This is a genomic window from Brevibacillus sp. NRS-1366 (assembly GCF_050467985.1).
The window spans coordinates 490,200-514,566 of sequence record NZ_JBITPN010000021.1; the positions used below are offsets into that span (position 1 = coordinate 490,200).

The 24,367-nt window shown below is 47.4% G+C and carries 26 protein-coding genes and 5 tRNA genes; 6 read left to right on the plus strand and 25 right to left on the minus strand.

Annotated features, from left to right (window positions below):
• Positions 1–11: 11 nt before the first annotated feature.
• From ACIFQN_RS16450 to ACIFQN_RS16490, 9 genes are all read right to left on the minus strand, one after another.
• Positions 12–1,196, minus strand: a complete 1,185-nt coding sequence (locus ACIFQN_RS16450) for a phosphoglycerate kinase (protein WP_429834112.1) — start codon at positions 1,194–1,196, stop codon at positions 12–14.
• Between the two features lie 101 nt (positions 1,197–1,297).
• Entirely contained in the window at positions 1,298–2,302 is a 1,005-nt protein-coding gene (gene gap, locus ACIFQN_RS16455; protein ID WP_429834113.1) for a type I glyceraldehyde-3-phosphate dehydrogenase, read from the minus strand.
• A 19-nt stretch (positions 2,303–2,321) separates the two neighbouring features.
• Positions 2,322–2,672, minus strand: a complete 351-nt coding sequence (locus ACIFQN_RS16460) for a hypothetical protein (protein WP_429834114.1) — start codon at positions 2,670–2,672, stop codon at positions 2,322–2,324.
• Positions 2,660–3,685 (minus strand): Na+/H+ antiporter NhaC family protein, encoded by a 1,026-nt coding sequence (locus ACIFQN_RS16465; protein WP_429834115.1) that lies wholly within the window; start codon positions 3,683–3,685, stop codon positions 2,660–2,662. The genes ACIFQN_RS16460 and ACIFQN_RS16465 overlap by 13 nt, the downstream gene beginning before the upstream one ends.
• Before the next feature lie 29 nt (positions 3,686–3,714).
• Positions 3,715–4,728, minus strand: a complete 1,014-nt coding sequence (locus tag ACIFQN_RS16470) for a sugar-binding transcriptional regulator (RefSeq protein WP_429834116.1) — start codon at positions 4,726–4,728, stop codon at positions 3,715–3,717.
• A gap of 180 nt (positions 4,729–4,908) precedes the next feature.
• Positions 4,909–5,178: a glutaredoxin family protein gene (locus ACIFQN_RS16475; protein ID WP_429834117.1), complete on the minus strand. Its 270-nt coding sequence runs from the start codon at positions 5,176–5,178 to the stop codon at positions 4,909–4,911.
• A 6-nt stretch (positions 5,179–5,184) separates the two neighbouring features.
• Positions 5,185–6,558, minus strand: coding sequence for an RNA polymerase factor sigma-54 (gene rpoN, locus ACIFQN_RS16480; protein WP_429834118.1), 1,374 nt, complete (start codon positions 6,556–6,558; stop codon positions 5,185–5,187).
• Between the two features lie 164 nt (positions 6,559–6,722).
• Positions 6,723–7,763, minus strand: coding sequence for a FecCD family ABC transporter permease (locus tag ACIFQN_RS16485; protein WP_429834119.1), 1,041 nt, complete (start codon positions 7,761–7,763; stop codon positions 6,723–6,725).
• Complete coding sequence (locus ACIFQN_RS16490) at positions 7,756–8,766, minus strand: FecCD family ABC transporter permease (protein WP_429834149.1); 1,011 nt, start codon at positions 8,764–8,766, stop codon at positions 7,756–7,758. Before ACIFQN_RS16490 ends, ACIFQN_RS16485 begins: the two co-directional genes overlap by 8 nt.
• Positions 8,767–8,949: 183 nt before the next feature.
• On the opposite strand from ACIFQN_RS16490, the gene ACIFQN_RS16495 reads away from it, so the two are divergent.
• Positions 8,950–9,024 (plus strand) — tRNA-Arg (locus tag ACIFQN_RS16495).
• 85 nt (positions 9,025–9,109) lie between these two features.
• Here ACIFQN_RS16495 and ACIFQN_RS16500 read toward each other — a convergent pair.
• Positions 9,110–10,075, minus strand: coding sequence for an ABC transporter substrate-binding protein (locus tag ACIFQN_RS16500; RefSeq protein ID WP_429834150.1), 966 nt, complete (start codon positions 10,073–10,075; stop codon positions 9,110–9,112).
• 204 nt (positions 10,076–10,279) lie between these two features.
• Between ACIFQN_RS16500 and ACIFQN_RS16505 the strand changes: the two genes are divergently transcribed.
• Entirely contained in the window at positions 10,280–10,882 is a 603-nt protein-coding gene (locus ACIFQN_RS16505; RefSeq protein WP_429834120.1) for a TetR/AcrR family transcriptional regulator, read from the plus strand.
• A gap of 70 nt (positions 10,883–10,952) precedes the next feature.
• Here the strand turns inward: ACIFQN_RS16505 and ACIFQN_RS16510 are convergent, their stop codons facing one another.
• Positions 10,953–11,108, minus strand: a complete 156-nt coding sequence (locus tag ACIFQN_RS16510) for a hypothetical protein (protein ID WP_429834121.1) — start codon at positions 11,106–11,108, stop codon at positions 10,953–10,955.
• Positions 11,109–11,303: 195 nt separating this feature from the next.
• Here ACIFQN_RS16510 and ACIFQN_RS16515 point away from each other — a divergent pair, with 195 nt between their 5' ends.
• Both ACIFQN_RS16515 and ACIFQN_RS16520 read left to right on the plus strand, forming a co-directional pair.
• Complete coding sequence (locus tag ACIFQN_RS16515) at positions 11,304–13,175, plus strand: PAS domain S-box protein (protein WP_429834122.1); 1,872 nt, start codon at positions 11,304–11,306, stop codon at positions 13,173–13,175.
• Positions 13,176–13,209: 34 nt separating this feature from the next.
• Positions 13,210–13,347 (plus strand): DUF4023 domain-containing protein, encoded by a 138-nt coding sequence (locus ACIFQN_RS16520; RefSeq protein ID WP_429834123.1) that lies wholly within the window; start codon positions 13,210–13,212, stop codon positions 13,345–13,347.
• 382 nt (positions 13,348–13,729) lie between these two features.
• Here ACIFQN_RS16520 and ACIFQN_RS16525 read toward each other — a convergent pair whose 3' ends face one another.
• Positions 13,730–14,968, minus strand: coding sequence for a branched-chain amino acid ABC transporter substrate-binding protein (locus tag ACIFQN_RS16525; protein WP_429834124.1), 1,239 nt, complete (start codon positions 14,966–14,968; stop codon positions 13,730–13,732).
• 366 nt (positions 14,969–15,334) lie between these two features.
• Positions 15,335–15,799 (minus strand): copper amine oxidase N-terminal domain-containing protein, encoded by a 465-nt coding sequence (locus ACIFQN_RS16530; protein ID WP_429834125.1) that lies wholly within the window; start codon positions 15,797–15,799, stop codon positions 15,335–15,337.
• Positions 15,800–16,028: 229 nt separating this feature from the next.
• Between ACIFQN_RS16530 and ACIFQN_RS16535 the strand changes: the two genes are divergently transcribed.
• Positions 16,029–16,241, plus strand: a complete 213-nt coding sequence (locus ACIFQN_RS16535; protein WP_429834126.1) for a hypothetical protein — start codon at positions 16,029–16,031, stop codon at positions 16,239–16,241.
• A gap of 132 nt (positions 16,242–16,373) precedes the next feature.
• A complete protein-coding gene (gene clpP / locus ACIFQN_RS16540) occupies positions 16,374–16,976 on the plus strand; it encodes an ATP-dependent Clp endopeptidase proteolytic subunit ClpP (RefSeq protein ID WP_007720441.1) in 603 nt (200 codons plus the stop codon).
• A 57-nt stretch (positions 16,977–17,033) separates the two neighbouring features.
• Here the strand turns inward: clpP and ACIFQN_RS16545 are convergent, their stop codons facing one another.
• The 12 genes from ACIFQN_RS16545 to ACIFQN_RS16600 form a co-directional block, all read right to left on the minus strand.
• Entirely contained in the window at positions 17,034–17,213 is a 180-nt protein-coding gene (locus ACIFQN_RS16545) for an H-type small acid-soluble spore protein (protein WP_429834127.1), read from the minus strand.
• 23 nt (positions 17,214–17,236) lie between these two features.
• Positions 17,237–17,413 carry a hypothetical protein gene (locus ACIFQN_RS16550; RefSeq protein ID WP_429834128.1) on the minus strand — a complete coding sequence of 59 codons (177 nt, stop codon included), beginning with the start codon at positions 17,411–17,413 and terminating at the stop codon, positions 17,237–17,239.
• 126 nt (positions 17,414–17,539) lie between these two features.
• Positions 17,540–17,797, minus strand: coding sequence for an HPr family phosphocarrier protein (locus ACIFQN_RS16555; RefSeq protein WP_289142633.1), 258 nt, complete (start codon positions 17,795–17,797; stop codon positions 17,540–17,542).
• Between the two features lie 50 nt (positions 17,798–17,847).
• On the minus strand, positions 17,848–18,795 hold the full coding sequence (whiA, locus tag ACIFQN_RS16560; RefSeq protein WP_429834129.1) for a DNA-binding protein WhiA: 948 nt from the start codon (positions 18,793–18,795) through the stop codon (positions 17,848–17,850).
• Between the two features lie 6 nt (positions 18,796–18,801).
• Complete coding sequence (locus ACIFQN_RS16565) at positions 18,802–19,812, minus strand: gluconeogenesis factor YvcK family protein (RefSeq protein ID WP_429834130.1); 1,011 nt, start codon at positions 19,810–19,812, stop codon at positions 18,802–18,804.
• Positions 19,813–19,896: 84 nt separating this feature from the next.
• Positions 19,897–20,778, minus strand: coding sequence for an RNase adapter RapZ (gene rapZ / locus ACIFQN_RS16570; protein WP_429834131.1), 882 nt, complete (start codon positions 20,776–20,778; stop codon positions 19,897–19,899).
• A 230-nt stretch (positions 20,779–21,008) separates the two neighbouring features.
• Entirely contained in the window at positions 21,009–21,968 is a 960-nt protein-coding gene (gene trxB / locus ACIFQN_RS16575) for a thioredoxin-disulfide reductase (RefSeq protein ID WP_429834132.1), read from the minus strand.
• A 64-nt stretch (positions 21,969–22,032) separates the two neighbouring features.
• Positions 22,033–23,676: a tetratricopeptide repeat protein gene (locus ACIFQN_RS16580; RefSeq protein WP_429834133.1), complete on the minus strand. Its 1,644-nt coding sequence runs from the start codon at positions 23,674–23,676 to the stop codon at positions 22,033–22,035.
• Between the two features lie 146 nt (positions 23,677–23,822).
• Positions 23,823–23,898: transfer RNA gene (locus ACIFQN_RS16585), tRNA-Gly, on the minus strand.
• Positions 23,899–23,979: 81 nt separating this feature from the next.
• A tRNA-Lys gene (locus ACIFQN_RS16590) sits at positions 23,980–24,055 on the minus strand.
• Between the two features lie 5 nt (positions 24,056–24,060).
• A tRNA-Phe gene (locus ACIFQN_RS16595) sits at positions 24,061–24,136 on the minus strand.
• 53 nt (positions 24,137–24,189) lie between these two features.
• Positions 24,190–24,266, minus strand: a tRNA-Asp gene (locus ACIFQN_RS16600).
• Positions 24,267–24,367: the final 101 nt, after the last annotated feature.

Sequence of the window (24,367 nt, forward strand, 5' to 3'; positions counted from 1 at the left end):
GATTTCTCCCCCTATTCGCTATCTGTCAGTACTGCCAGGCCAGGCAGTTCCTTGCCTTCCATGAATTCCAGCGAAGCTCCGCCACCGGTAGAAATGTGGGTCATTTGCTCCGCTACACCCGCCTTTTCAACCGCAGCTACGGAGTCGCCGCCTCCGATAATAGTCGTACCCTTGCACTCTGCCATAGCCTTTGCTACGCCAATCGTCCCTTTCGCAAAGGCGTCCATTTCAAAGACACCCATCGGTCCATTCCATACTACCGTCTGGGAATCCACAATGACACGTTGGAATTCCTCCACAGATTTTGGCCCGATATCGAGTGCCATCCAGCCGTCTGGAATCGCGTCAATCGCGACAATTTGTTTTTCTGCGTCAGCGGCAAACCGGTCCGCTACGACTACATCGACTGGCATCAGCAATTGAACCCCACTCTCTTTTGCCTGCTCCATCAAGGTGCGTGCAAGATCCAGCTTGTCATCCTCACACAAAGAGGCACCAATACCGTACCCTTGTGCCTTGAGGAAAGTATTTGCCATGCCGCCGCCAATGATCAGATGATCGACCTTGGTCAAAAGATTTTCAATCACTGCAATTTTATCTTTTACCTTTGCACCGCCAACGATCGCTGTAAACGGGCGCTCCGGATGAGTGAGAGCTCCACCCATGAAGCGAATTTCCTTTTCCATCAACAATCCTGCTACTGCAGGTATGTACCCGGCGATTCCCGCTGTGGAAGCATGTGCGCGATGCGCAGCGCCAAAAGCATCATTTACAAACAGATCAGCAAACGCTGCAAAGCTTTTTGCCAGTTCTGGATCGTTCTTTTCTTCTCCCGCATAGAAGCGAACATTTTCCAACAAGATCACGTCACCGTTTTCCATCCGTTCTACGACCGCTTCTACTTCTGCTCCCTTGGAATCATCAAGCTTGCGCACTGGTTTACCAAGCAGCGTGGAAAGGTGGCTAGCGACAGGCGTCAGACGCATCTCTTCCACTACTTGTCCTTTAGGACGGTCAAAATGGCTTGCCAGGATTACTTTGGCTCCTGCTTCCATCAGAAAACGGATGGTTGGCACAGCAGCACGAATGCGCGTATCATCGGTGATTACCCCGTCCTGCATCGGCACGTTGAAGTCGACACGGCAGAAAACGCGCTTGCCTGTCAGTTCAACATCGCGGATAGATTTCTTGTTCATGAACGATCCTCCCAAATCATTAGCTTTTTACTTTCGAAAAAAAGATATGGGAAAAGGGAGATTGCTCTCCCTTTTTTTCCACAACAGTTCTATTTTACGTGTTAGAAGCCGCGCTGTGCAACATAATGACACAAGTCTACGACACGATTTGAATATCCCCACTCATTATCGTACCAGGAAACCACTTTTGCCATGTTGCCTTCCAGTACCATCGTGGACAAAGCATCGATTGTCGAGGATGCTGGGTTTCCGTTGTAATCCGAGGATACCAGCGGCTCTTCCGAGTAGCCGAGGATGCCTTTGAGCGGGCCTTCCGCCGCTTCTTTCAGCGCATTGTTGATTTCATCTACGGTTGCATTTGTTTTCAACTCAACGACCAGGTCCACCACGGATACGTTTGGCGTCGGTACGCGCATCGCGAAGCCATTCAGTTTGCCTTTCAGCTCAGGCAGAACGAGCGCTACTGCTTTTGCCGCTCCGGTCGATGTCGGGATAATATTCTCGGCTGCAGCACGCGCACGGCGCAAATCTTTGTGCGGCAGATCCAGAATTTGCTGGTCGTTCGTATAGGAGTGAACCGTCGTCATCAGGCCGCGTACGATCCCGAATTTTTCGTTCAGCACTTTGGCGTATGGGGCCAGGCAGTTGGTCGTGCAGGATGCATTGGAAATGACGGTATGCTGAGCCGGATCATACTTTTCTTCATTCACGCCCATAACCACGGTAATGTCTTCATTTGTAGCTGGTGCGGAGATGATGACTTTCTTTGCCCCGCCTTCCAGGTGCTTCGCTGCATCCTCACGCTTGGTGAATCGGCCAGTTGACTCCACGACGATTTCTACGCCGTAATCAGCCCATTTGAGCTGGGCAGGATCGCGCTCTGCCAGGACTTTCATTTCTTTTCCGCCCACAATCAGGGTGTTTTCACCTGCTTCTACGCTCAGATCGAGAACGCCGTGAACAGAGTCATATTTTAAGAGATGAGCAAGCGTATGCGCGTCTGTTAAGTCATTAACCGCCACGATTTCTACATTCGGATTGGCTAGAGCTGCGCGAAATACGTTGCGTCCAATACGTCCAAAACCGTTAATTCCTACTTTTACCATAGAAAAGACCTCCTGCTCGTTAGCTAGCTTTTTTCTCAGTGGCTATGAACCCACCCTTGGGAGACTTCCGCAGAGTGGAAAGAATCGTGACAAGCGGCAACAATAACGAAAAGAATAAGAATGGCAGCGTTTGTACGGTGGAAACACCCAAGGTGACAGCCATCATCATGGCGAGCCCGTTCCATGGAACCAGTACCGGCATCACGAGTGTAGAGTCCATCATAGTCTTGCCCAACAATTCTCGTCCGCCAATCCATTTGGAGAACCGTCCCAGAAGTGTAGAGCCGAGAACCAAGATCGGAATCGTCTGGTTGCAGCTGATGATGACGACCAAAAGCGATAAGGCTGATGCCTTGGCTACCAACACCATCGTTTTTTTGTATCCCCCATCAGCTTGTCGACGATGGGAGTCAAGAGGTTCGCCTTATTCAAAATGCCGTTTAAAAACCCTGCCAGGATGATCAACGTAAGGACGCCGAGTATCGAAGTCATCCCGCCTCCGTGTACGAGCTTATCTAGCGGCGTCCCCGAATGTAGCACGTATCCATTCAGCATGGATGAGACAAACGTTTTAGCATCCAGATTTCCTTTTATAACCACCAGCACCGCACTGGCTATAATGCCGTACACCAAGGCTGCAGCTGCCTTTACTCGTAGTGCAAAAGATGTGATCAACGCAATCAGAGGCAACACGAGAATCCAATTTACGGAAAATTGACTAACTAACAGCTCTTGATACATGGGAATCGTATCCGTCGATCCCGCTGGCCCGCGAAACAGATCGAACAGCAGGAACAGCACGGCACATATCCCGACCGTAAACAAGGCAGGACGACGGGTCCTAACATCCTGCGCTTCTGTCATCCCGACATTGGCCAGCACCAGCAATCGACTGCTCGAAATCGGGGAAAACCTCTCCCCAACCATCGCTCCTGAGATGAGTGCGCCAGCAACAATTGCTGGTGAAATCCCTGCCGTGTGGGCTATCCCCATCAAAGAAAGTCCGATGGTACTGAGTGTTCCAACTGACGTCCCCAGCAAATAGCTGACTGCTGCCGTCAAAAGAAAGGCGAGAACGAGCAAATAGTTCACATTGATGATGGACAATCCGTAGTAAATAATCGCCGGGATCGTTCCTGCCATCATCAAAAGCGGAACCAATAATCCGACAAAGAAAAGGATCAAGAGGACAGGCTTTGTCTGCTTGACGCCGTCCCAGCCGAATGCGAACTGTTGTTTCCAGGAATACCCTAGACTTCTCACACTTACCAGTGTCACCATGATTGCAAAAACAATTCCTAGTGAGAGTGGAAAACCAATCGTCAAGCTAAGAACAATACCAGCGATCAGCGACAGAATGGGAAGCACCGCCGCCATAGACATACAATCAACTTCCTTCCGTTACAATCGTGTTATATCAGGGACCGAGCGGCCCCCTCATCTGTGATGAGTACATTCTGACACGATTGTTTGGCAAAGGAAAGGATCGCTTTTGCCTTGCTTTCGCCCCCTGCAATAGAGAGCACGGCGCTGGCCTTGTGTACCTCTTCCAGCTGCAGCCCGATCGTCGGCATGCGCTGGACGATTTCGCCCGCCTCATTAAAGTAGTAGCCGAACGCTTCCGATACAGCTCCTGCTTTAACCAATTCGTCGAGCTCTTCCTCTGAGTAGTTCCTTCTTTTGGCCATGGTCACAGCATCGCCAATCCCGTGCAGGACGATTCCCGGATTGCAAAGGAGCGACAGTACATCTTGAACCTGCGGCTCTTTGAGTAGTGTCTGCAAGGCTTCTGGATGCAGACGATCTGGTACGTGTAGAAGCCTGTAAGAAGCACCAGTCTTCGCTGCCATGGCTGAGGCCAGTGTGTTGGCCTGCAGCTCGACTCGTTCGCCAAGTCCGCCTCGCGCAGGTACAAACTGTACTGTTCTAAACACTGCCGATGGTGACAAATGACTCGCTACGCTGGCAATTGAGGAGCCTCCCGTCACTGCGACGATATCCCCTTCTTGAACGATTTGCTTCAGGACTCGTGCCCCTACGCGTCCCAGCTCCTCCTTCACCCATGGGGATTGATCCGCATCGCCTTGCACCACAATTACTTCTGCGATGCCCAGTTTTAGCTGCAGACGCTCCGCCAGGTCAGTCAGACCGAACAATTCGCCTACCAACGGCTCCATGTCGTCCAATACTTGCTGTCCTTCTTCTGTCAGAGTCATGCCTGCAGCATTCACGTGAAGCAACCCCGTGTCTTTCAACAGATCGACATCGGCTCGCAGGATTCGCTCGGTCGTATTCATTGCCTGCGCGAGCGCTCTGCGACCGATCGGCTGCAAATGATAAATGGAACGCAGCAGCATGTATCTTTCCCGCAAAATGGGAATCAGGTCTGGCACTAGCTTTTGTTGTAGCGCAAGTAAATGTCGCATGTGCTTACTTCCTTGGTTGTTTGAGTGTTTGATTTTTTATAGGGACATTTTTTGTCCCTGCATATACATTTTTTGTCCCAATTGATGCAAAAAAAAAGGAACAAACTCTACAAATTGAATGTAGCATATCTATGGTAAACTTTCAAGATCCCCCAAGCCCATTCTCGCTCGGGGAATCTTTTAACCAACCGAGCGCTTGAGGAACTCCTCTCTGAGCTCTTCTAGCGTCACCACATGCGTGACAGAGCGAAAGACGACCTCTCCGTCGATGGCGACAACCGGAATCTCTAGCATCATTTCCTCATGCAGCTTGTCGTCCCTTTCAATATCCACCAGTTGCAAGCGGAGGGGGAACTCTTCTGCCAAGCAGCGGATCGCAAGCTCCACCTCGTCGCACAGGTGACATTTCTTTCTGCCGTACAATACAATTTCCAATGGCTCTTCGTTCATTATTCGTTAAAACCTCTTTCGTTTCGCTGAAGAAGGAATCAGCATCTCTTCCCGGTACTTCGCGACCGTACGGCGGGAAATTTCAATCCCTTCCGCGAGCAGCATTTCGCCCAGCTTCTGATCTGACAAGGGAGCTTTTCGATCTTCCTGCTCAATCAGCGACTTGATTCGGCGTTTAACGCTCTCCGAGGACGTCGATGACCCGCTGGATGTCGAGAGTGCCGAGGTAAAGAAGTATTTCAATTCAAAAATACCACGTGGAGTCTGTACATACTTGTTGCTCGTAGCCCGGCTAATCGTCGACTCATGCAGGTTGACGAGCTCGGCGATCTCTTTTTGTGTCATGGGCTTCAAATAATGAATGCCGCGATCAAAAAAGTCTTGCTGCATTTCCACAATCGCCTGCGTTACGCGCATCAAGGTCATCCGGCGTTGCTCCAGGCTTTTGGCTAGCCACATTGCAGCGTTCAATTTTTCATGGATAAACTGCTTCGCTTCTTCTTGACTCTTTTGCTGGCTCAGCATTTTCTCGTAAAAGCTGTTGATCTTCAATCGAGGCGTCGCGACGTCGTTCACGAGCACTACGTACTCGCTCCCTACTTTTTCGACTGTCACGTCCGGGATGACATAACGCGTCTCTGACCGGGAAAAGGCCGCTCCTGGACGTGGATTGAGCGTACGGACCAGGTCTGCCATCGTTTGCACATCTTGCGGGGTACAACCCACTTTATCGGCAATCCGTTGGTAACGATTATCTGCCAGGTCCTGCAAATGGAACCGAACGACCTGGGTAATTTTTTCATCATCGAGGGCGAGATGCTCCAATTGCAATAACAGACATTCCTCCAAGCTGCGTGCAGCTACACCGACCGGATCAAAATGCTGCAATACGGAAAGTACGTCTTCGATCTCCAGCAATTCCGCTTCCAGGGTCGCACTCGCTTCCTCCAGCGTAATTTCCAGATATCCCTTTTCGTCCAAATTCCCAATGATAAACAGGGCAATCTGCTTTTGCAGCGGTGAAAAGCCTTTGACATACCCCAACTGGCGTTCCAAATGCTCATACAGCGTGTCAGAGCCTTGTTGAACATAATCCAAAGGATTGTAAGTGCTTTCATTTTTTGCTACAGAATATTCACCTGAAGCACGATTACCGACGATTTCTTTCCAGTCAATCTCAGGCGTCGGCTTCTCTGCCTTCGTCGAAGCCACTTCTCCAGCCGCTTCTAAGTCGATAACAGGATTTTCATTTGCCTGCTCCTGTAAATAGGAGATCAGATCTACGGCGGAATACTGTAATATGGTAATCGCTTGGCGTAATTCTGGCGTCATCACTAATTTCAGCGTCTGTTCTTGAAATAATCCCAGTCCCATATTCATGAAGCTCGCCCCCTTCTCCCTTATACCCTCATGATGATTTCGATCTTACTTTTCTATATTCTCATTATATTCGTTCCTTCTTGCAATTTTCCTGCCAATTATTGATCAAGTTACTCAAAAAAAGTGATCCCCAGGGAAGCAGGATCATTTGCATGAATGTAGGCTTATGTGCGGCGACTTCGATACAACAGGAACATAAAGAAAGGAGCCCCTACCGCAGCAGTGAAAACACCGGCTGGGATATCTAATGGGACAAAAAGCGTGCGTGCAGCCAAATCAGCAAGCAGGACAAAAAGCCCCCCTAGCAGTGCTGAAGCTGGCAACAAGCAGCCGTAGCTTGAACCAACCAGCTTGCGGGCCATATGCGGCGCCATCAAACCGACAAACCCGATTCCCCCTGCAATTCCTACTGCTGCCGCTGCCAATGCTACACTAATCACAACGAATGTAAGACGCTTTCGTTCGACACTTACCCCTACTCCCATCGCTACATCATCCCCTAATTCCATTGCATTGAGTGTCCTCGCATGAATTATTGTAATCACGAGAAAAACAAGCGTCCACGGCAGCAGGCTAAATACATGCTTCCACGAGCTCCCATATACTGTGCCAGACATCCAGCCAAGCGCCTGCCCAGCAAGATAGATCGGACCAGAGAGCATGAAAAAGATCGTCAAGGCACCCATGGCCATTGAAATGGAGACACCGATCAGCGCAAAACGAAACGGTGAAAGTCCATGCTTCCAGGCAGCGATATAGGTCAAGGAAGCTGCAAAAAATCCGCCAATCAGCGCTACGAGCGGAAGCCAGTGAATACTGTAGGTCCCATTGGTAAAAGCAATAAAGGCGACCGCCGCAGCCGTAGCTCCATTTGTTGTTCCGATCAAATCTGGCGAAACCAACGGATTGCGTACAAGCCCTTGCAAAATAGCCCCCGACACAGCCAGAGAGGCTCCCACCAACACCGAGACCACAATGCGCGGCAAACGTAAATCAAGCACGACTAGCTGGTACGTACTGTCCCCCAAACCCACCAACGATTTCAACACTTCAGACACGGGTATCCGAATGCTGCCCATCCCAATACTCGCTACGATCACAGCCGCAAGAAGGAACACTAATACACCTATCACGACAACAGAGCGTTTATCCACTTGAATCGAATACAGAGGCTTTCGACTTCGAACGACCGTATATCTATTCATGTGCCCTCCTCCTTACAATGGCAATAACGAACGGCACACCGATGACAGCCGTCGCCACACCAACGGGCACTTCCTTTGGCATCAGCAAAAACCGCGATATCAAATCAGCTGCGACGAGAAAAATGGCTCCGAGTACAATGCTGTAGGGAACAATCCAGCGATGATCGAATCCAACCAAGTACCTGGCGATATGAGGAATGATGATGCCGACAAAGCCAATAGGTCCAGTCAGCGCTACAGAGCCTCCAGCAAGCAGGACAACTACCAGCACAATCCCTACCTTTACCCAGACGATTCTTTGGCCCAAGCTTTTGGCTACATCATCCCCCAAAGACATCAGATTGAGCGAGCCTGTCATCATGCCTGCACAAATCCATCCACCAACCAAATAAGGAATGATCATGACAGCGTGCTTCAAATCCCTGCCCGACACGGAGCCGATGAGCCAGTAGAGCGCCTCCTCCAGCGTCTTATTGTCTACCAGCATCAGAAGCGAGGTCAAAGACGAGGCAAACGCAGCTACTGCCGCGCCGGATAGTGTCACTTTAACCGGCGACATCCCTCCCCGCCCGGCTGACCCGAGCACATAGACAATCATAGCGGTCATTCCCGCCCCAACAAATCCTACCCACATCAAATCAGTGAACGAAAAGATCGACCCAAAGAAAAAGAGTGCAAGAATGATAAAAAGGGCAGCTCCCGAGTTGATTCCAAACACCGAGGGCGAGGCTAATGGATTACGCGTGAGTGCTTGTAATAGGACACCCGCGACAGCCAGGCTCCCCCCGACAAAGGCTGCTGTGATTGCCCGCGGAACACGGGTATTTTGAATGATGAGATGCTCAGTACTGCCATTGAAGCCAGTGAATGACTGGACAGCAGTCTCGATTTTGAAATTTTGCAAGCCATACAGAATACTCGCTATCATGGCCAGTACAAGTATACAGACTCCTAAAATCAGTACCGCCGATTTTTGATACCGACTGCGCAAGAATGATTCCACGCGTATTCCCTTCTTTCCTGATAGCATTTGCTTCAATCGAAGCAAAAAGAAGCGGTCTGCAGCTCGCAACCGCCTCCCCTTTTATTGAAGATTTCACACACAACGAAAAAATTGACTAAATCACCGCTTTTTTCATTTGCATCTGCCAGTTACCTGTCATATAATAAATAGGTATCCCATTATACGCCTGTAGCTCAGTGGATAGAGCAATGGTCTCCGGAACCATGTGCGGGGGTTCGATTCCCTTCAGGCGTACCATTAGAAAAGAAACGAAAGGCCTGGATGATTCCAGTCCTTTTTTTGTTTCCTTGCTCCCCATCTGATTCCCTCAAATGCAGCGTTCTTACGGATTGATTGCAGCAAATCGCTGTTCGATATCCTGAATCATCCATTTTGCCGCTTCGATTCCTCCAGCAGTATTCCAAATGGCTTCATTCACCTGATACGTATGTCCCTTTTTCGTGACGTTCAGATTTTGCGCGAGTGGATCACCGAGCCATTCTTGTGCTGTCTTCGTCGCTCCAGTGTCGCCTTCTCTGTCTGATGCAAAATAGAAAAAGACATCTCCATCCAACACATTCATCTGCTCTTTTGCAATATCTTCAGAGAACTTGTCCTGATTCTGTGCATCTGGTCGTGCGAATCCGAGCTTGTCCAAAATGACGCCGGCGAAATTTTGCTTGTAGTATACGCGAGCCTTATTCGGCTGGAACCGCGCCATCGAGATCGTCATTTTTGTTTTCTCGCCCAACTTGGCTTTTGTGTCCTCAATCATCTTGTTAAAATCGGCTACGACCTTTGCTGCTTCTTCGTCCTTGTTCAACGCCGTCCCATACAATTCAAAGTTCTCGATCATACTGTCGCCCAGATTTTCTGTAAATACGGTAGGAGCTATGCTTGAGAGCTGTGAATAAATTTTTTCCTGGCGTACTTTGGTTCCGAGAATCAAATCCGGCTTCAAGCTGGCAATCAATTCAACGTTTGGTTGAACTTCATCGCCCACGACCTCTACACCGCTCATCTGATCCTTGATATGGTCAAACCACGGTTCTCCGATCCACGATTTCACCGCTCCCACCGGTTTGATGCCCAGTGCCAGCAAGCTCTCCGTTCCTTGATTGGTCAAGACAACGATTCGCTCTGGAGTTCCGGTTATTTGGGTTTTCCCCATCGCATGTGTGATCGTCCTAGTCTGTTCCGCTTGTGCCTGACCTGCCGCTTGCGCCGGACTCCCAGCTTCGTTGCCGCAAGCCGTCACCAAGAGCGACAAGACCATGAGCAAAAACAAAGACATCTTTCCTCTTTTCAGCAACCTGATTCTCCCCTTTATGCGTTTTAAAATAATAACGATTATCATTATCATTTATTTGCACTCAAAAAAAATACACCTCTGCTCTTCCGTTTCTGCCTCCTCCTGACTAATTCTCCCGATGCACATCTGGCAGATCAAATGTTACAATTGTAACACTAATATAGATTTCTCCCTTTTTCAAATGATTTCAGGAAAACAATCGTGAAAATAGACAAAAGCAAGGAAGTGTCACGTTTGACCATGAATCATGGCACCCGCTCTATGCAGTCCCGAGAATGGATCATCCTGGCCCTTCTCCACCTCATGGAAAAAAACCCTTACTCTCTCATCTCCATTACCGAGATTACTCGAAAGGCTGGACTTGCTAGGCAGACTTTTTACCGCAACTATCAGGATAAAGATGACATTTTATTTGATTACTTGTGCAGTCAGTATGCGAAATATTGGCGTATTCCAGAAGATCAGGACGTTTTAGGAGAAAAGATGTACGTGGCGCTGTTTCGGATGTGGAGGGATCAAACTCCGGACTCTTTACTTGAAAACATATGGAACCGAGACCGTAAAATCAGGCAAATTATTTTTAGAAGCGTAGAGCACTACATCCAGGGGCTTTTTCATAATGGACCTAACGAAGGAGGGACGAGTCGGCAAGAAGGAATGCTTTATTATGCGCAAAGGTCGTTGGCGTCCACGCTGCATATTCTCCTGATCGAATGGACGACTGGACTTTTTCGTGAGTCCCCTGAGGAAATGGGACGAATCGCTTATCAATTAACAAGCTCCATGCGAGAGCTTCTCCTGTAGGTCTTCATTCACGAACAAAGCCTGCGATTTTGGTTCATCCCGCAGGCTTTCGGCTTTATCGTTATGATCGTTATTGATCCAGCTCTTTTTGGGTTGTTTCCGGTAGCGGTCTTATGGGATCAATTACATCCGGTTTTCGGGAATACGCCTTGTTCGTAACGATAATCGTAATTCCGATGACAAAGACGAAAATAATCACCACCGCTATAAAAAAGCCTGTTGTCATGATTCGTACCTCCGCCTTCTCTATTCTCCCTTCATTATAGCCTATTTCGAGCCCATTTTTAAACCTTCCTGAATTTTAACCAAACTTTTCAATTTCAAAAATGCCGATAGGAAAATGGAACTTTTTGGCGAATATATACGGTTTGCGTATGCAGTTACGCAAACTACTCAATATCCTAAGGCAGGGGACACACAAATGGACAAACCCACTACCCCTTTCAGATGGAAAAGAAAGCGTTCTAAACAGGAATACACAAGTGACTTGCCTCCCAATCAAATCCTGAAGGCCTTTTTCCATTACACGACAGATTCCATTTCGATTAGCGATATGAATAACGACATCATCCTGGTGAACCAGGCTTTTGAAAATTATTACGGCTGGTCGATGGAAGAGGTCAGTGCCATTCCTTACTGCTTTATTCCGGATGAACTGATACCCGAAACTAGACAATTGTTCGAAGCAGTCAGGAGTATGGGGGTTCACATCACCAATTATGAGACGATTCGCAAGCGCAAAGACGGTACCCTGATAGATGTAACATTATCCGCTGCTCCTATCATGGACGAGACGGGTTTTATTATCGGTGCTTCTTGCATTACCCGTGACATTTCGGATCGCAAAAGAACAGAAGAAGCCCTCAAGCAAACAGAAGCCAAGTACAGGCTTCTCATTGATCACACCCAGGACATTGTCTCTATTTACGACGATTCATTAAAACTCAGCTATGTATCTCCTTCGATTGAACAACAGCTCGGCTATTTGCCTGACGAGTATACTCGACCAAATGGCCGATACTTCCTGCACCCAGAAGACCAGCCCTTACTTCTCGCCAAGCAACAAGAAATTCTAACTACAAAATTACCCGTTCAGTTTGAAGCCCGGGTACAAGACAAAAGCGGGACGTGGGTCTCATTTGAAGTACGCGGCATACCGTTTGTAAATGAATCAGGCGCTGTTCAAAATATTTTGCTTGTTTCACGCAATGTAATGGAGCGCAAATACTCAGAGGCCGCGTTGCTTAAAAGCGAGGAAAAACACAGAATCATCGCTGAACACACGGATGACTTCATCATGATTGCCGATAAAAACGGAGATGTGATTTACCTCTCCCCTTCTCACGAACGCATTCACGGTAAACGAAATCAATCAGGGATCATCACCCTCATTGATGTTCATCCTGATGATCGTTCAGAGGTCACCCAGCACTTCAAACGCCTAATGACCACCCAAGAACCGCAGACTTGTGAGTTCCGCTATTTATGTGCCAACGGCAGCTGGATTGTGCTGGAATCAAAAGGTGTCCCTATCTTGACCAAGAGTGGAGATTGCGACGGGTTTATCATCGTTTCCCGCGACATTACTGACCGCCGGAATAACGAAAATTTGCTGCGCAAAGCTGAAAAGCTCTCGATGATTGGAGAATTAGCTGCTGGCATAGCCCATGAAATCCGCAACCCTCTTACGGCTTTGAAAGGTTTTGTCCAATTGCTGTATCCGACTTTGAAGGACAAGCAGATGTATGCTGACATCATGCTTTCTGAGCTAGATCGAATCAATTTTATCGTCAGCGAGCTGCTTGTATTGGCCAAGCCACAAAATGTGAAAATCAAATCCCTTTCTCTTGTGGACGTAATTAACAATGTTCTGCAGCTTTTGGAGTCTGAGGCGAATTTGAAAAACATTCATTTCCTAACTTCCTTCCCTGAGAATCCCATTATCGCCGGTGAAGAAAATCAGCTCAAGCAAGTTTTCCTGAATGTCATCAAAAACTCCATTGAAGCCATTTTAGGTCATGGTGAAATTCACGTATCCACTCGTTTACTGGATCAAAATCGCGTATTGATCCGGCTGAAAGACAATGGGTGCGGTATACCAGAAGAACTAATTCCCAAACTGGGAGAGCCTTTTTTCACGACAAAAGACAATGGAACTGGACTCGGTCTCATGATCAGCAGCAAAATTATCAAGGATCACAACGGCAGCTTCCAAATTACCAGTCAAAAGGACGAGGGGACCGTCGTTGAAATTACGTTACCGATTGTGGAGAAGCAAAATGGGTCATCCTAGAAAAGCGATGCCAAATTTTCTAGGGAGGTGTCACATGGATTTTACCAAGATGAGCACAAGCGAGTTTGTCGCAAAAATCCACGAGGCCCAGGTGAAAGATCTCAAGAACAAGCAGCACCAAGGTTACGGTCATCCGGAAAAAAATCTGCCTACCAAACACGGCATCCGCTAAAATGGAATCAGCCCACCCACAAGCAATGTTGCACGGCTTAATCGGGTGGGCTTTTCCAATTAGAAAACCTGGCTACGCCATGCCTTTTGGCGGAGCCGCGATTGCACTTATACTGGATAGGAATTTTATAAATTCCTATCTGTATGAAAAAGCCCTGGAGAAGGTCATCCCCAGGGCCCAAGCTTCATTGTGGGTCTTGTTTGTTTAGATTGCGGTCACGTTCAGACTTTTGCTTTTGACTCTCTTGTGTCTTGCTGCTGTGACCTTTGTTGCCGCCGTTTTTGGTATTTCGATTGTTTGACATGCGAATCCCTTCCTTTGTGTGCTGATCTTCACGCCAAACGTAGTATGTCCCAAACGGCTTAGGCTTTATGATACCGAATTATTTCGCTTCGCCGATGTACACTTTTTGACCATTCTCATACTTGTACACGTATACAGAAGCGAACTCGTTATCGCCTTTTTCGTTAAAGGTTACATTCACAAATTTACCTTTGAAATCTTTTGTTTTGTGAACGGCGTCCAGAACCTGCTCGCGGGATGGCTTTTTGCCGCCGTTTGCTTTGATCGCCTCTTCCAGACCATTCAGCATGACGCCCATCGAATCATATCCAAACGAGGTAAAGATCCCGACTTTGTTGCCTGTAGAAGATTCGAAGTCAGTAATCCACTTTTTACCTTCCTCTGTAGCACCTACGTCACCTACTGTCGATGTGAACACGACATTATTGGCATTTTCAGCACCCGCGATTTTCACCAGGTCAGCAGAGTCGTAACCGTCTCCACCCATGAATACTCCCTTGAAGCCTTTTTCACGTGCTTGCTTCACGATGATACCCGCGTCAGAGTAGTATCCGCCGAAGTAAATCATCTCAGGATTCTTTGCGAGAATTTGGGTAATGATGGCGCTGTAGTCCTTTTCGCCGGCTGTTACGCCTTCATAACCGACAATTTGTACACCGTCAGCTTCAAATTGCTTTTTCACTTCATCAGCCAGTCCTTGGCCGTAAGCAGCCTTGTCATGCATGATGAACGCTGATTTGACACCAAGCTGGTTTTTCGCATAAACGGCTGCCTTGGAACCTTGTTGGTCATCACGCGCGCAAATGCGGTGAACGATCTTTTTGCCTTGCTCCGTCAGGTCTGAGCCTGTAGCGGAAGGAGAAACCATCACGAGCTTCTCTTGGTCGTATTGAGCAGCAGCCGTTATCGAAGCGCCTGTCGTAGCATGACCGACAACACCGACTACGTCAGCATTGGAAATAAGCATTTGTGCCACGGCTACACCTTGTTTCGGGTCAGCCTGATCATCTTGAGCCAGGAGCTGTACGTCGAAGCCAAGCTGCTTGAATGCTTCTTGCTTTTCTTTCAGCGCGTATTCCGCACCCGCTTTAGCCGTGCTGCCATAATCGGAGTATTGACCAGACATTGGTCCTACTACCGCAATCACCAGTTTTTCTGTCGCTGTGCTTCCGCCGCCACCACCGCTTTGTGGGGCTGGAGTTGTGCTTCCACCATTATTTTGTTGTGGAGCTGTACTTTGTCCACCGCCACAACCTGCGAGAACTGATCCAAGTGCTACCGTAGCAGCTAGAATAGACAGCGTTTTCTGTTTTTTCATAGCGAAACATCCCCCTCTTTATTTACGAGCAAACTATGATTCACTATCTTATTGTAAAATATTTTAGAAAATTTGCAATAGAAATAATGACATTCTCCATCAATATTATTTTCTACCATATCAACAAGTAAAAAACAGCTACCTCCCGAGGAACAGTAGCTGCTTTTTGGAAATTTATCACTACTTTTTGTATTTTTGGGAATACGCTTTGCACATAACGTATATTGCCAATGCCACAAAGCCAATTAACAACGCTACATTGGCAAATGTACTTCCTTGCATGCCCGAGTTCCCCTCTCCGTTGCTCTTTCTTCTATTATACGAAAATAGATGAAGGTGCTACAACGGATGACTCATCCAAAGTTCTTACGATTTGATTTCAATCGACAAGTGGTACGTCCACGTTTTTTCATCATAAGTCACTGTTGCACCCAGTTCTTGTGCAATAAATACGAGCGGAACCAGCACTCCGCCTTTTATCGGGCGCGGAGGATTCGCTACTCTTGTTTCCTTGCCGTTTTTATATGCAAAATTACTGTTTTCGTACATACGCAGTCCGTATTTGTTGTCTTTGGAAACCAAGAGGGATTTGGTCGTTGTATCCCAAGCTGCAGCACCACCAAGAGCAATAGCCAATGTGCTCGCATCCACATAAGCTACACCGTTTTCAGTCACGATGTCTTGTGGGAATGGGAACTCTTTACCATTCAGTTGAACAGTGATTTTCTTTTGTTGTTGTACTGGTGCCGTCTGTGCGAATGCAGCAGTTGCGGCTACACTCCCTGTCAACAAAGCAGCAGTTAACAGCATTGCAGAAGCCTTGCGAAGCATAAGTAACACCCCTTGTTCAAAATGAAATGAATACCAATTATGTAAGATTCGACACGAATTAACTATATCCTTCTTTATTTCTCCCATTCTTTTCCTATGTAAGAGAAACGCCAATCATGCCAAACTATGTAAAAATGCTTCGCTGACTACTAAATATCCCGCGAACAAACGTTTTTGTGCACAACCTGTTGATAAAGTTGTGGATAACTATAAGAAGGAGGGTGTTCGGATGGCAAACGAGCCGTTTTATCTGATATACCAGGAAGCGAGTGACGAGGAGTGCCTGTTAACCATTCAACCCTATAAAGACAAACAAGCCCTTGCCGAAGCGATCAATCAATTGCAGACCAAACAGATCGAAGAATATACAATTATTCAAGGGAAAAAGATGAAAGCAGCCCTACGACTAGCTGTAGAATTAACTGATTGGGAAGACGAATAAATCATTTCCTTTTGCAATAGGTTTAGGGAGTGAGGATTTGGCAAACATGGTAGGGAGGACATGCACTTAAGTGTTTGACCTTCACTGACCTTTTGTGTATGATTAATCTTACAAAGAGAGGAGGAAGACTAGATGCACATGAACTTGATTCCAACCGTCATTGAACAGACAAACCGCGGTGAACGTGCTTACGATATTTATTCGCGCCTGCTCAAAGACCGCATCATCTTTCTGGGAACCCCAATCAACGACACGGTAGCCAACATTGTTGTGGCACAGTTGTTGTTCCTTCAGGCGGAAGATCCGGAGAAAGACATTCATCTGTACATCAATAGCCCAGGTGGTTCGATTACTGCCGGCATGGCGATTTACGATACGATGCACTTTATTAAGCCAGATGTCTCCACGATTTGTATCGGAATGGCTGCTTCCATGGGTGCTTTCTTGCTCGCTGCTGGAGCGAAAGGCAAGCGTTTTGCACTGCCTAACAGCGAAGTCATGATCCACCAACCACTCGGTGGCGCTCAAGGACAAGCAAGCGACATTGAGATCGCTGCAAAGCGCATTCTGAAGATGCGCGATCACTTGAATACGATCCTGGCCGAACGCACTGGGCAGCCACTGGAGCGCATTCAAAAGGATACTGACCGCGACAACTTCCTCTCTGCGGCTGAAGCAGTAGAGTATGGACTGATTGACAAAGTCATCACTTCAGAGCCTTCTTCGAAAAAGTAAGAATGAATACTCTTTGAAAAAGGGGAAACACCCGACAAACGAGCCGGGTGTTTCTTTTTATTTTTCTACCAATTGATTCACGTCAACGGTTACACTCTGAGCGGGATTGCGTTCTGTATGAACCCGCGCAGTCGCGGTACCCTCATCTACGTCATCGATCCAGACAGACTCCCCTTGATATCGAACCTGAATCTTTTCCTCGGAGCGGATAATTTCCTGTACTCTAGTCACATCCACTAACTGTTCCCTCCTGCTATCGTTTAGTCGTCAAGAGCTTGCTCGGCAGAACTTGCTCCCGCCATCGTATCCACACTCGTCTCTTCGATCAAGCCGTTTTGGTCAGAGACGACGCCCCCGCCCAAGCCTTCATTGATCATACGGTCGATGTCCATATCATAAGCATCACGACCTTCATGCTTTGCATCACGGTTGCTCATTCTTTTCCCCTCCTTATTCGTGCACTACAATCATTAGCAATGCCCTGTCGACAGGAAAATAATGTGTGTTCATTACAAAAAAAGACACTTCCTCATGGAGAAAGTGTCCTGCAGTCTATCCTTGTACTATTCCTCTTTGCTTACCAAGTTTACTAGGCTCGTAACTGCCTGGGAGGCATCCGGCCCTTCTGCTAATATGGTAATTTCCGTTCCCGAGCTGATTGCGAGGCTCATGATACCCATGATGCTTTTCGCATTTACCTTTTTGTTTTCTTTCTCTACAAATACTTCCGATGCAAAACGGTTGGCCTCTTGTACGAAAAACGCCGCCGGACGCGCCTGCAAACCGGTTTTTAAAGCAACCACAACCTGCTGTTGAACCATGAATGTACCTCCTTACTCCATCGACTATTATCATATAGTATATCATGCATCTAGATCGAAATATTTTGTTTTTCTCGTAATTTGTCAGCGATTTCGTTTATTTTTCGCAAGCGGTGGTTAATTCCGGATTTGCTAACTACCCCACTCGGCACCATTTCCCCCAATTCCTTCAAATTGATATCGGGATGAGCCACGCGCAGCTCTGCTACTTCACGTAGACGCTTTGGCAGATTCTCTAAGCCTATCTCCTGGTCGATAAGCTGGATGTTTTCCATTTGCCTGGTGGCAGCGTTTACCGTTTTATTAATATTGGCGATTTCGCAATTATGTAAACGGTTTACGGAGTTACGCATATCCTTGACGATTCGGACATCCTCAAAATACAGGAGTGCCTGGTGCGCCCCAATCAGGCTCAAAAACTCTGTGATTTTCTCGCCTTCTTTAATATAGAGAACATACCCTTTTTTCCGCTCGATGCACTTGGCATTTAGTTTATACCGATTGGCGATCTTGGTCAATGCTTCGCAAAAATCTTGATAGGAAGTGAATATTTCCAGATGATAGCTGGATGCCTCCGGATGATTGACAGAGCCTCCCGCCAAAAAAGCACCACGTAAATAGGCAGCCCGGCAGCAAGATTTTTTTACGATCTCTGGAGCGATCCCGGGTATGAAGGAAAGACTTTTATCCATAATTCCCAAATCTTGCAGAATCTCATTCGCCTTATGCGGAATGCGTACAATGTACACATTATTTTTTTTCAGCCGCATTTTTTTGCGCACCAGCAGTTCGGCGTGGAGATGGAACATTCTTTTGATCAGCGTATAAATACGTCTGGCAATCGCCGCGTTTTCCGTTGTTACATCCAGTACCAGTCGTCCGGCTCCAAATTGTAGACTGCCATTCATGCGGATCAATGCTGACAGTTCCGCCAGACTACAGCAATCTTTGCCCTCCTGCATGGTCAATTCTTTTTTGGTATGCGCGGCGAATGACATTGACTTTCACTCCTTCTCTATCTTCAGCACCTTTCGCCTGCGCTTGACGAGTGCAACTACTTGTTTGCTAACCGCATGCGCATCGTGCCTTAGGTAGCCGTCCTCAAATGTGACCAGCGGCTTCGCCACAACATGCAATCCTAAGCGGCGCAACTGTTTGAGATCACATGGGACAGGAGCTGCTCCCTTTTCTGCATACTTCTCCAATACATGGTTCGGCAGCTCTGCTGAATTGACAATGATCGTATCTAAAAATGGTTCATTCACGTGTTCATACATCACGTTCACATGCTTGGAGGCAGTAAAACCATCCGTCTCTCCCGGCTGTGTCATCACATTACAAATGTAGATCTTCGGAGCTTGCGAGCGTCTGATTGCTGCAAACAACCCGCGTACTAACAGATTAGGCAAGATACTCGTGTACAAACTACCCGGTCCAATTAAGATAGCATCGGCGTCAGCAATGGCCAGCAAAGCTTCGCTCAGTGGTACAGCGTCCTCTGGATCGAGGAAAACCCGCTTAATCTCTTTGCCTGTGAGCGGTATTTGGGACTCTCCGATTACTAGCGATCCGTCTGTCATTTCCGCTTTCAATCGAATCGATTGAGTAGAAGCAGGCAATACATCTCCCCGAACAGCTAATACTCCACTCAATGTTTTGACTGCGGTGACAAAATCCCCCGTAATTTCGTTCATTGCTGCAAGTAGTAGATTTCCCAAATTATGCCCGGCTAATCCCGTGCCTGTGGAAAAACGATATTGCATCACTTTTTCCATCAATGGCTCCGTATCGGCCAAAGCAGTCAGAACGTTACGAATGTCACCTGGCGGGAGCATATCCATCTCTTCACGCAAACGACCGGAGCTTCCTCCGTCATCAGCGACAGTCACAATAGCAGTAATATGCACCGGCTCGTGTTTGAGTCCTCGCAACAGGACGGATAGACCTGTTCCTCCTCCGATTACGACAATCCGTAATTGTTTTGACTGCGGCCTCCCCATTCCCTTAGTCGGCATATGTCACCTCGTTATCCCCTGATACACATAATAGGTGGCCCGATCTGATGTAATAACGTACGTTTTCTTCCTGCCATCCTATGCTTACTTGGTCTTTTCCATGTCTCTATGGCTGACACGTACCGAAAAATCTTTTCCAAAGGTTTCTCCCAGATATTCTGCGATGGCTACCGAACGGTGTTTCCCTCCCGTGCAGCCAATTCCGATCACGAGCTGACTTTTTCCCTCACGCTGGTAATGCGGCAATGTATACGCCAAAAAATCAGTGAGCTTCTCGATAAACTCTTTGGTTTCTTTATGATCCATTACGTATTGTGCCACTTCTGGGTCACACCCTGTTCTCGGGCGCAGCTCCTCTACGTAGTGCGGGTTTGGTAAGAATCGGACATCAAACATCAGATCTGCGTCAATTGGTGTCCCATACTTGAAGCCAAACGACAACACATTGATTGTAAGTGGAGATCCATGTTGTCCATATTGGCTGATAATTTTCTCCCGAAGCTGTGTTGGCTTCATTTGACTTGTGTCGATAATCTGATGCGCCCATCCTTTCATTTCCTGCAATAAGCGACGCTCAGCGTGAATCCCTTCAAGCGGTGAACCATTTGGCGAAAGCGGATGGCGACGACGCGTTTCTTTGTATCGGGAAACCAGGGTTTGGTCACTCGCATCCAGATACAAGATGTGAAAGGAAAGTCCGTTCATCTGGTTCAGGCTTTCGATTGTCACGGACAGACTTTCAAAAAACTCTCGCCCCCGTAAATCAATAACCAGTGCGACCCGTTCAATACCCCCACCAGATTGTTGCACTAACTCTGCAAATTTGGGAATCAGTACTGGCGGTAAGTTATCTACACAAAAATAACCTAAGTCCTCCAAGCTCTGAACAGCAACTGTTTTTCCCGCACCTGACATTCCGGTAATAATCAGGAGATTAATGGCCTTGTCGTTTCCCAATTCCGTCACGCAACTCGCCTCCTACGATTCTGTCAATAGCATACCATATTGGCTGCCCTATTCGCACCCTTTTGAAACCCATCGTTTCCATCCACTCACACAAATTTGTACAAGCTGTTTTGGACAAAAAAAGATGCGCGACTGAAATTCCAGCCACGCAACAATGTTTATATAGATAAGGGGGTCAATTCATTGTCTTTATCTTACCCTTTGAATGTTTCAACTATGTTACAAGCAAATTAAGAGATTGTGACATTTTGTTCTTTTAGTTTCTCATTCAACTCTTCTACGAAGTGCTGAGCCGATTGAGCTGCAATCGAACCGTCTCCTGTTGCTGTTACAACCTGGCGGAGCATTTTTTCCCGTACGTCCCCAGCTGCGAATACGCCTTTTACTTTGGTGTACATCTTTTCATCAGTCAAGACATACCCTGCATCGTTCGTGATACCAAGCGGGCGTACGCTCTCAGTCAATGGATCCATCCCTACGTAAATAAACACGCCGTCGGTAGGATACTCGGTTTGCTCACCTGTTTTCATGTTTTCCAGCAGCACGGATTGTACTTTGCCTTCACCACGGATTTCTTTTACAGCAGAATCCCAGATAACGTGAATTTTTTCGTTTTCAAACGCACGTTTTTGCAGGATTTTTTGTGCACGGAATTGATCACGACGGTGAACGATAGTTACTTTGGAAGCGAAACGAGTCAAGAACACAGCTTCCTCCACCGCAGAATCCCCGCCACCGACGACAACCAGCTCTTTATTGCGGAAAAAGGCCCCGTCACACACCGCGCAATAAGATACGCCACGGCCAGACAGTTCTTTTTCACCTGGAGCGCCCAGTAGACGGTGTTCTGCTCCTGTAGCTACAATGACAGACTTTGCCAGATATTCCTTGTCTCCGGCAATGACACGCTTGTACGGCTCTTCGTCACGAATTTCTTTAATTTCACCGTATGCGTATTCTGCACCGAACTGCTGTGCGTGCTCGAACATTTTCGTAGACAAATCTGGACCGAGAATAGAGCTGAATCCTGGGTAGTTTTCGATATCTTCCGTGTTAGCCATCTGGCCTCCGGGTATCCCTCTCTCCAGCATAAGTGTACTCATATTCGCACGAGATGTGTATACAGCAGCCGTCATTCCGGCAGGTCCGGCTCCAGCGATAATCACATCATAAATTTTTGGATCGCTCATATCTATTGCCTCCTCGATTGACACGGTTTCTCTTCCTTGTTTAAATTAATTATAATGTAATAATCTATTTAAAATCAAGTGTCGACAATACTTTGACGCACTTTGCCACAGTATGGACAGAGATTCCGTATTTCTTTGCCAGATAGGTTTGCGATTTTTTCTCGTTACTTACAGTTCCGTATACATATTCTAATGCAGCGACCCATGCTACTGATTTCCGCACTTGTACATGGTTTTGTGCATACTCCTGATATTTACTCCATATACGTAAGCACCATTCTCCTGCTTCTTTTTGTCCTTCTGCGAGCATAAGTTTGCGGATCCCTACTTCTACACTATCCTCATAATGTACATCGGCAATCCGGCATTCTGTCTGTTCTGGTATTCCCTCTGGCATGGCAGCTCCCATGTCTGCGAGTGCGAGCAAAGCGAGCTTTTGCAGTTGCTGGTTGTCCGTCTGATAATAAAATTGGCGGACGGCTGTTTCAGCCTCATCATCGCCAATAAGCGACAATGTTTGTAGAACCGCAAATTTCACCTCATCCCGACCATGCTGCAGTGCCCAGAGAAGCGAAGCACGAATCATTGGATCGGTTTTAAAGTCCTGTACACCCGTGAACGAGGCTTGTTCCCATGAAACATCCCGCTGTGGCGGATTGTATTGATAAGGGATCGGTTTTATAGTTTCCCCTTCTTGTTCGTTCTTTACCATTTGAATGTATTGGTCGGCCACACCTGCTGCTGGGTCCATTTGCTTGGCCTTTTGCCACCAGCGGAGCGCTTGGTCTTTACGTCCACTCAGATAAGCAGAAATGGCCGCATAGTGATATGTGCACGCTTCTTGTGGCAGCCCTGCACGCAGCATTCGCTGGTAATGGAAGTACGCTTCGTCATGCTGTCCCAGCACGCCCATCGTAGTTGCCAGCTTATACGTGTTTTCCGGATGAAACGGAACCACTTTCTTTAGCATGTCCATCAATGTGAGCAGTTCTGTGGCATGGTTGTGATGGGAAAGTAAAACGGCTAAATTGCACAACGCATGCAAATTTCCGTTTTCCATCTCCAGCGTCTTCTCAATCGTGTTCATCGCTTTTTGAAAGTCCCCGACATAATAGTAGGCGAGCGACAAATTGTTCCAAGCAGGTAGAAATTCAGGATCCGCCTCGACGATTTCCTTCAAAATATCAAGCGCTTCTAAAAAACGTCCTTCTTCTAGACTCCGTCTCGCACGCTCGTGCTTGCTGTAGACGTCTTCTTTGTCGCTCGGAAGGAAATGGCGCGGTGGCATGTCTAGTTCAAAGTAAATGTAATCAAGCAGTTCCTCTGCCTCTTCACGATACGGACCATTGCTATCTTCCTGCAAGTAGCGGATAGCTAGCTCTTCGGCCATTTGGAAGTCTTCCAGATTGGCATAATTATTCGCCATGTAGAAGTACACTTCCGTCATGGACGTATCCCATTTTTCAATAACCTCATAGAGAACATCATTCGATGCCTCAAACTGTCCTGTTTCCGCTAACGCGCTTGCCAGATGGCAATGACACTCAGCACTTGTGGGCGCAAGTTCGATTGCCCGACGAAATGACCGTAATGCTTTTTCATAGTCGTAGCGATTCAAAAAGCGCATTCCGCGGTCTACAAAAAAAGCGGCATCTTGCTTAAAGTCAACGACAGTCGTTTTTTTCAAAATACTTTTGTTATGTTTCATAGAACCTCCAACATCGTAGGAGCAGCACTCCAAGTATCGTACCAGAAGCGCTGCTACCCCACAAGCTGACACGTCTTTTAAATGTTCTCTTGGTAAAAGCAGGAAAACACCACTGGCCCATAGCAAGTGGTGTTTACGAACTAAAATGGAGCGGACGAAGGGTCTCGAACCCTCGACCTTCGCCTTGGCAAGGCGACGCTCTACCAATTGAGCTACGTCCGCAAGTTTATTAATAGTGGGGTCCCCGAAAGGCACTGAAATATGCTGCAAGGATGTACTTCCCTTTTTTTGGGGGGTAAATCCTGGTGAGCCATGAAGGACTCGAACCTTCGACCCTCTGATTAAAAGTCAGATGCTCTACCAACTGAGCTAATGGCTCGTACATGGTGGCTCGGGACGGAATCGAACCGCCGACACGAGGATTTTCAGTCCTCTGCTCTACCGACTGAGCTACCGAGCCACACGCTATGAAAGAAATCGCCATAAAAAAACCTCTATCGAGGACTAAAAAAATGGCGGAGCTGACGGGACTCGAACCCGCGACCTCCGGTGTGACAGACCGGCGTGAACTCCAACTTCACCACAGCTCCGTATGAAAGAAACATTACATCATGCTTTATTTCAAGCAATTCGTTCCTTCAAAACTGAATACGCATGATTGCTAAGAATTTGTGGATAAGTCCTCGACCGA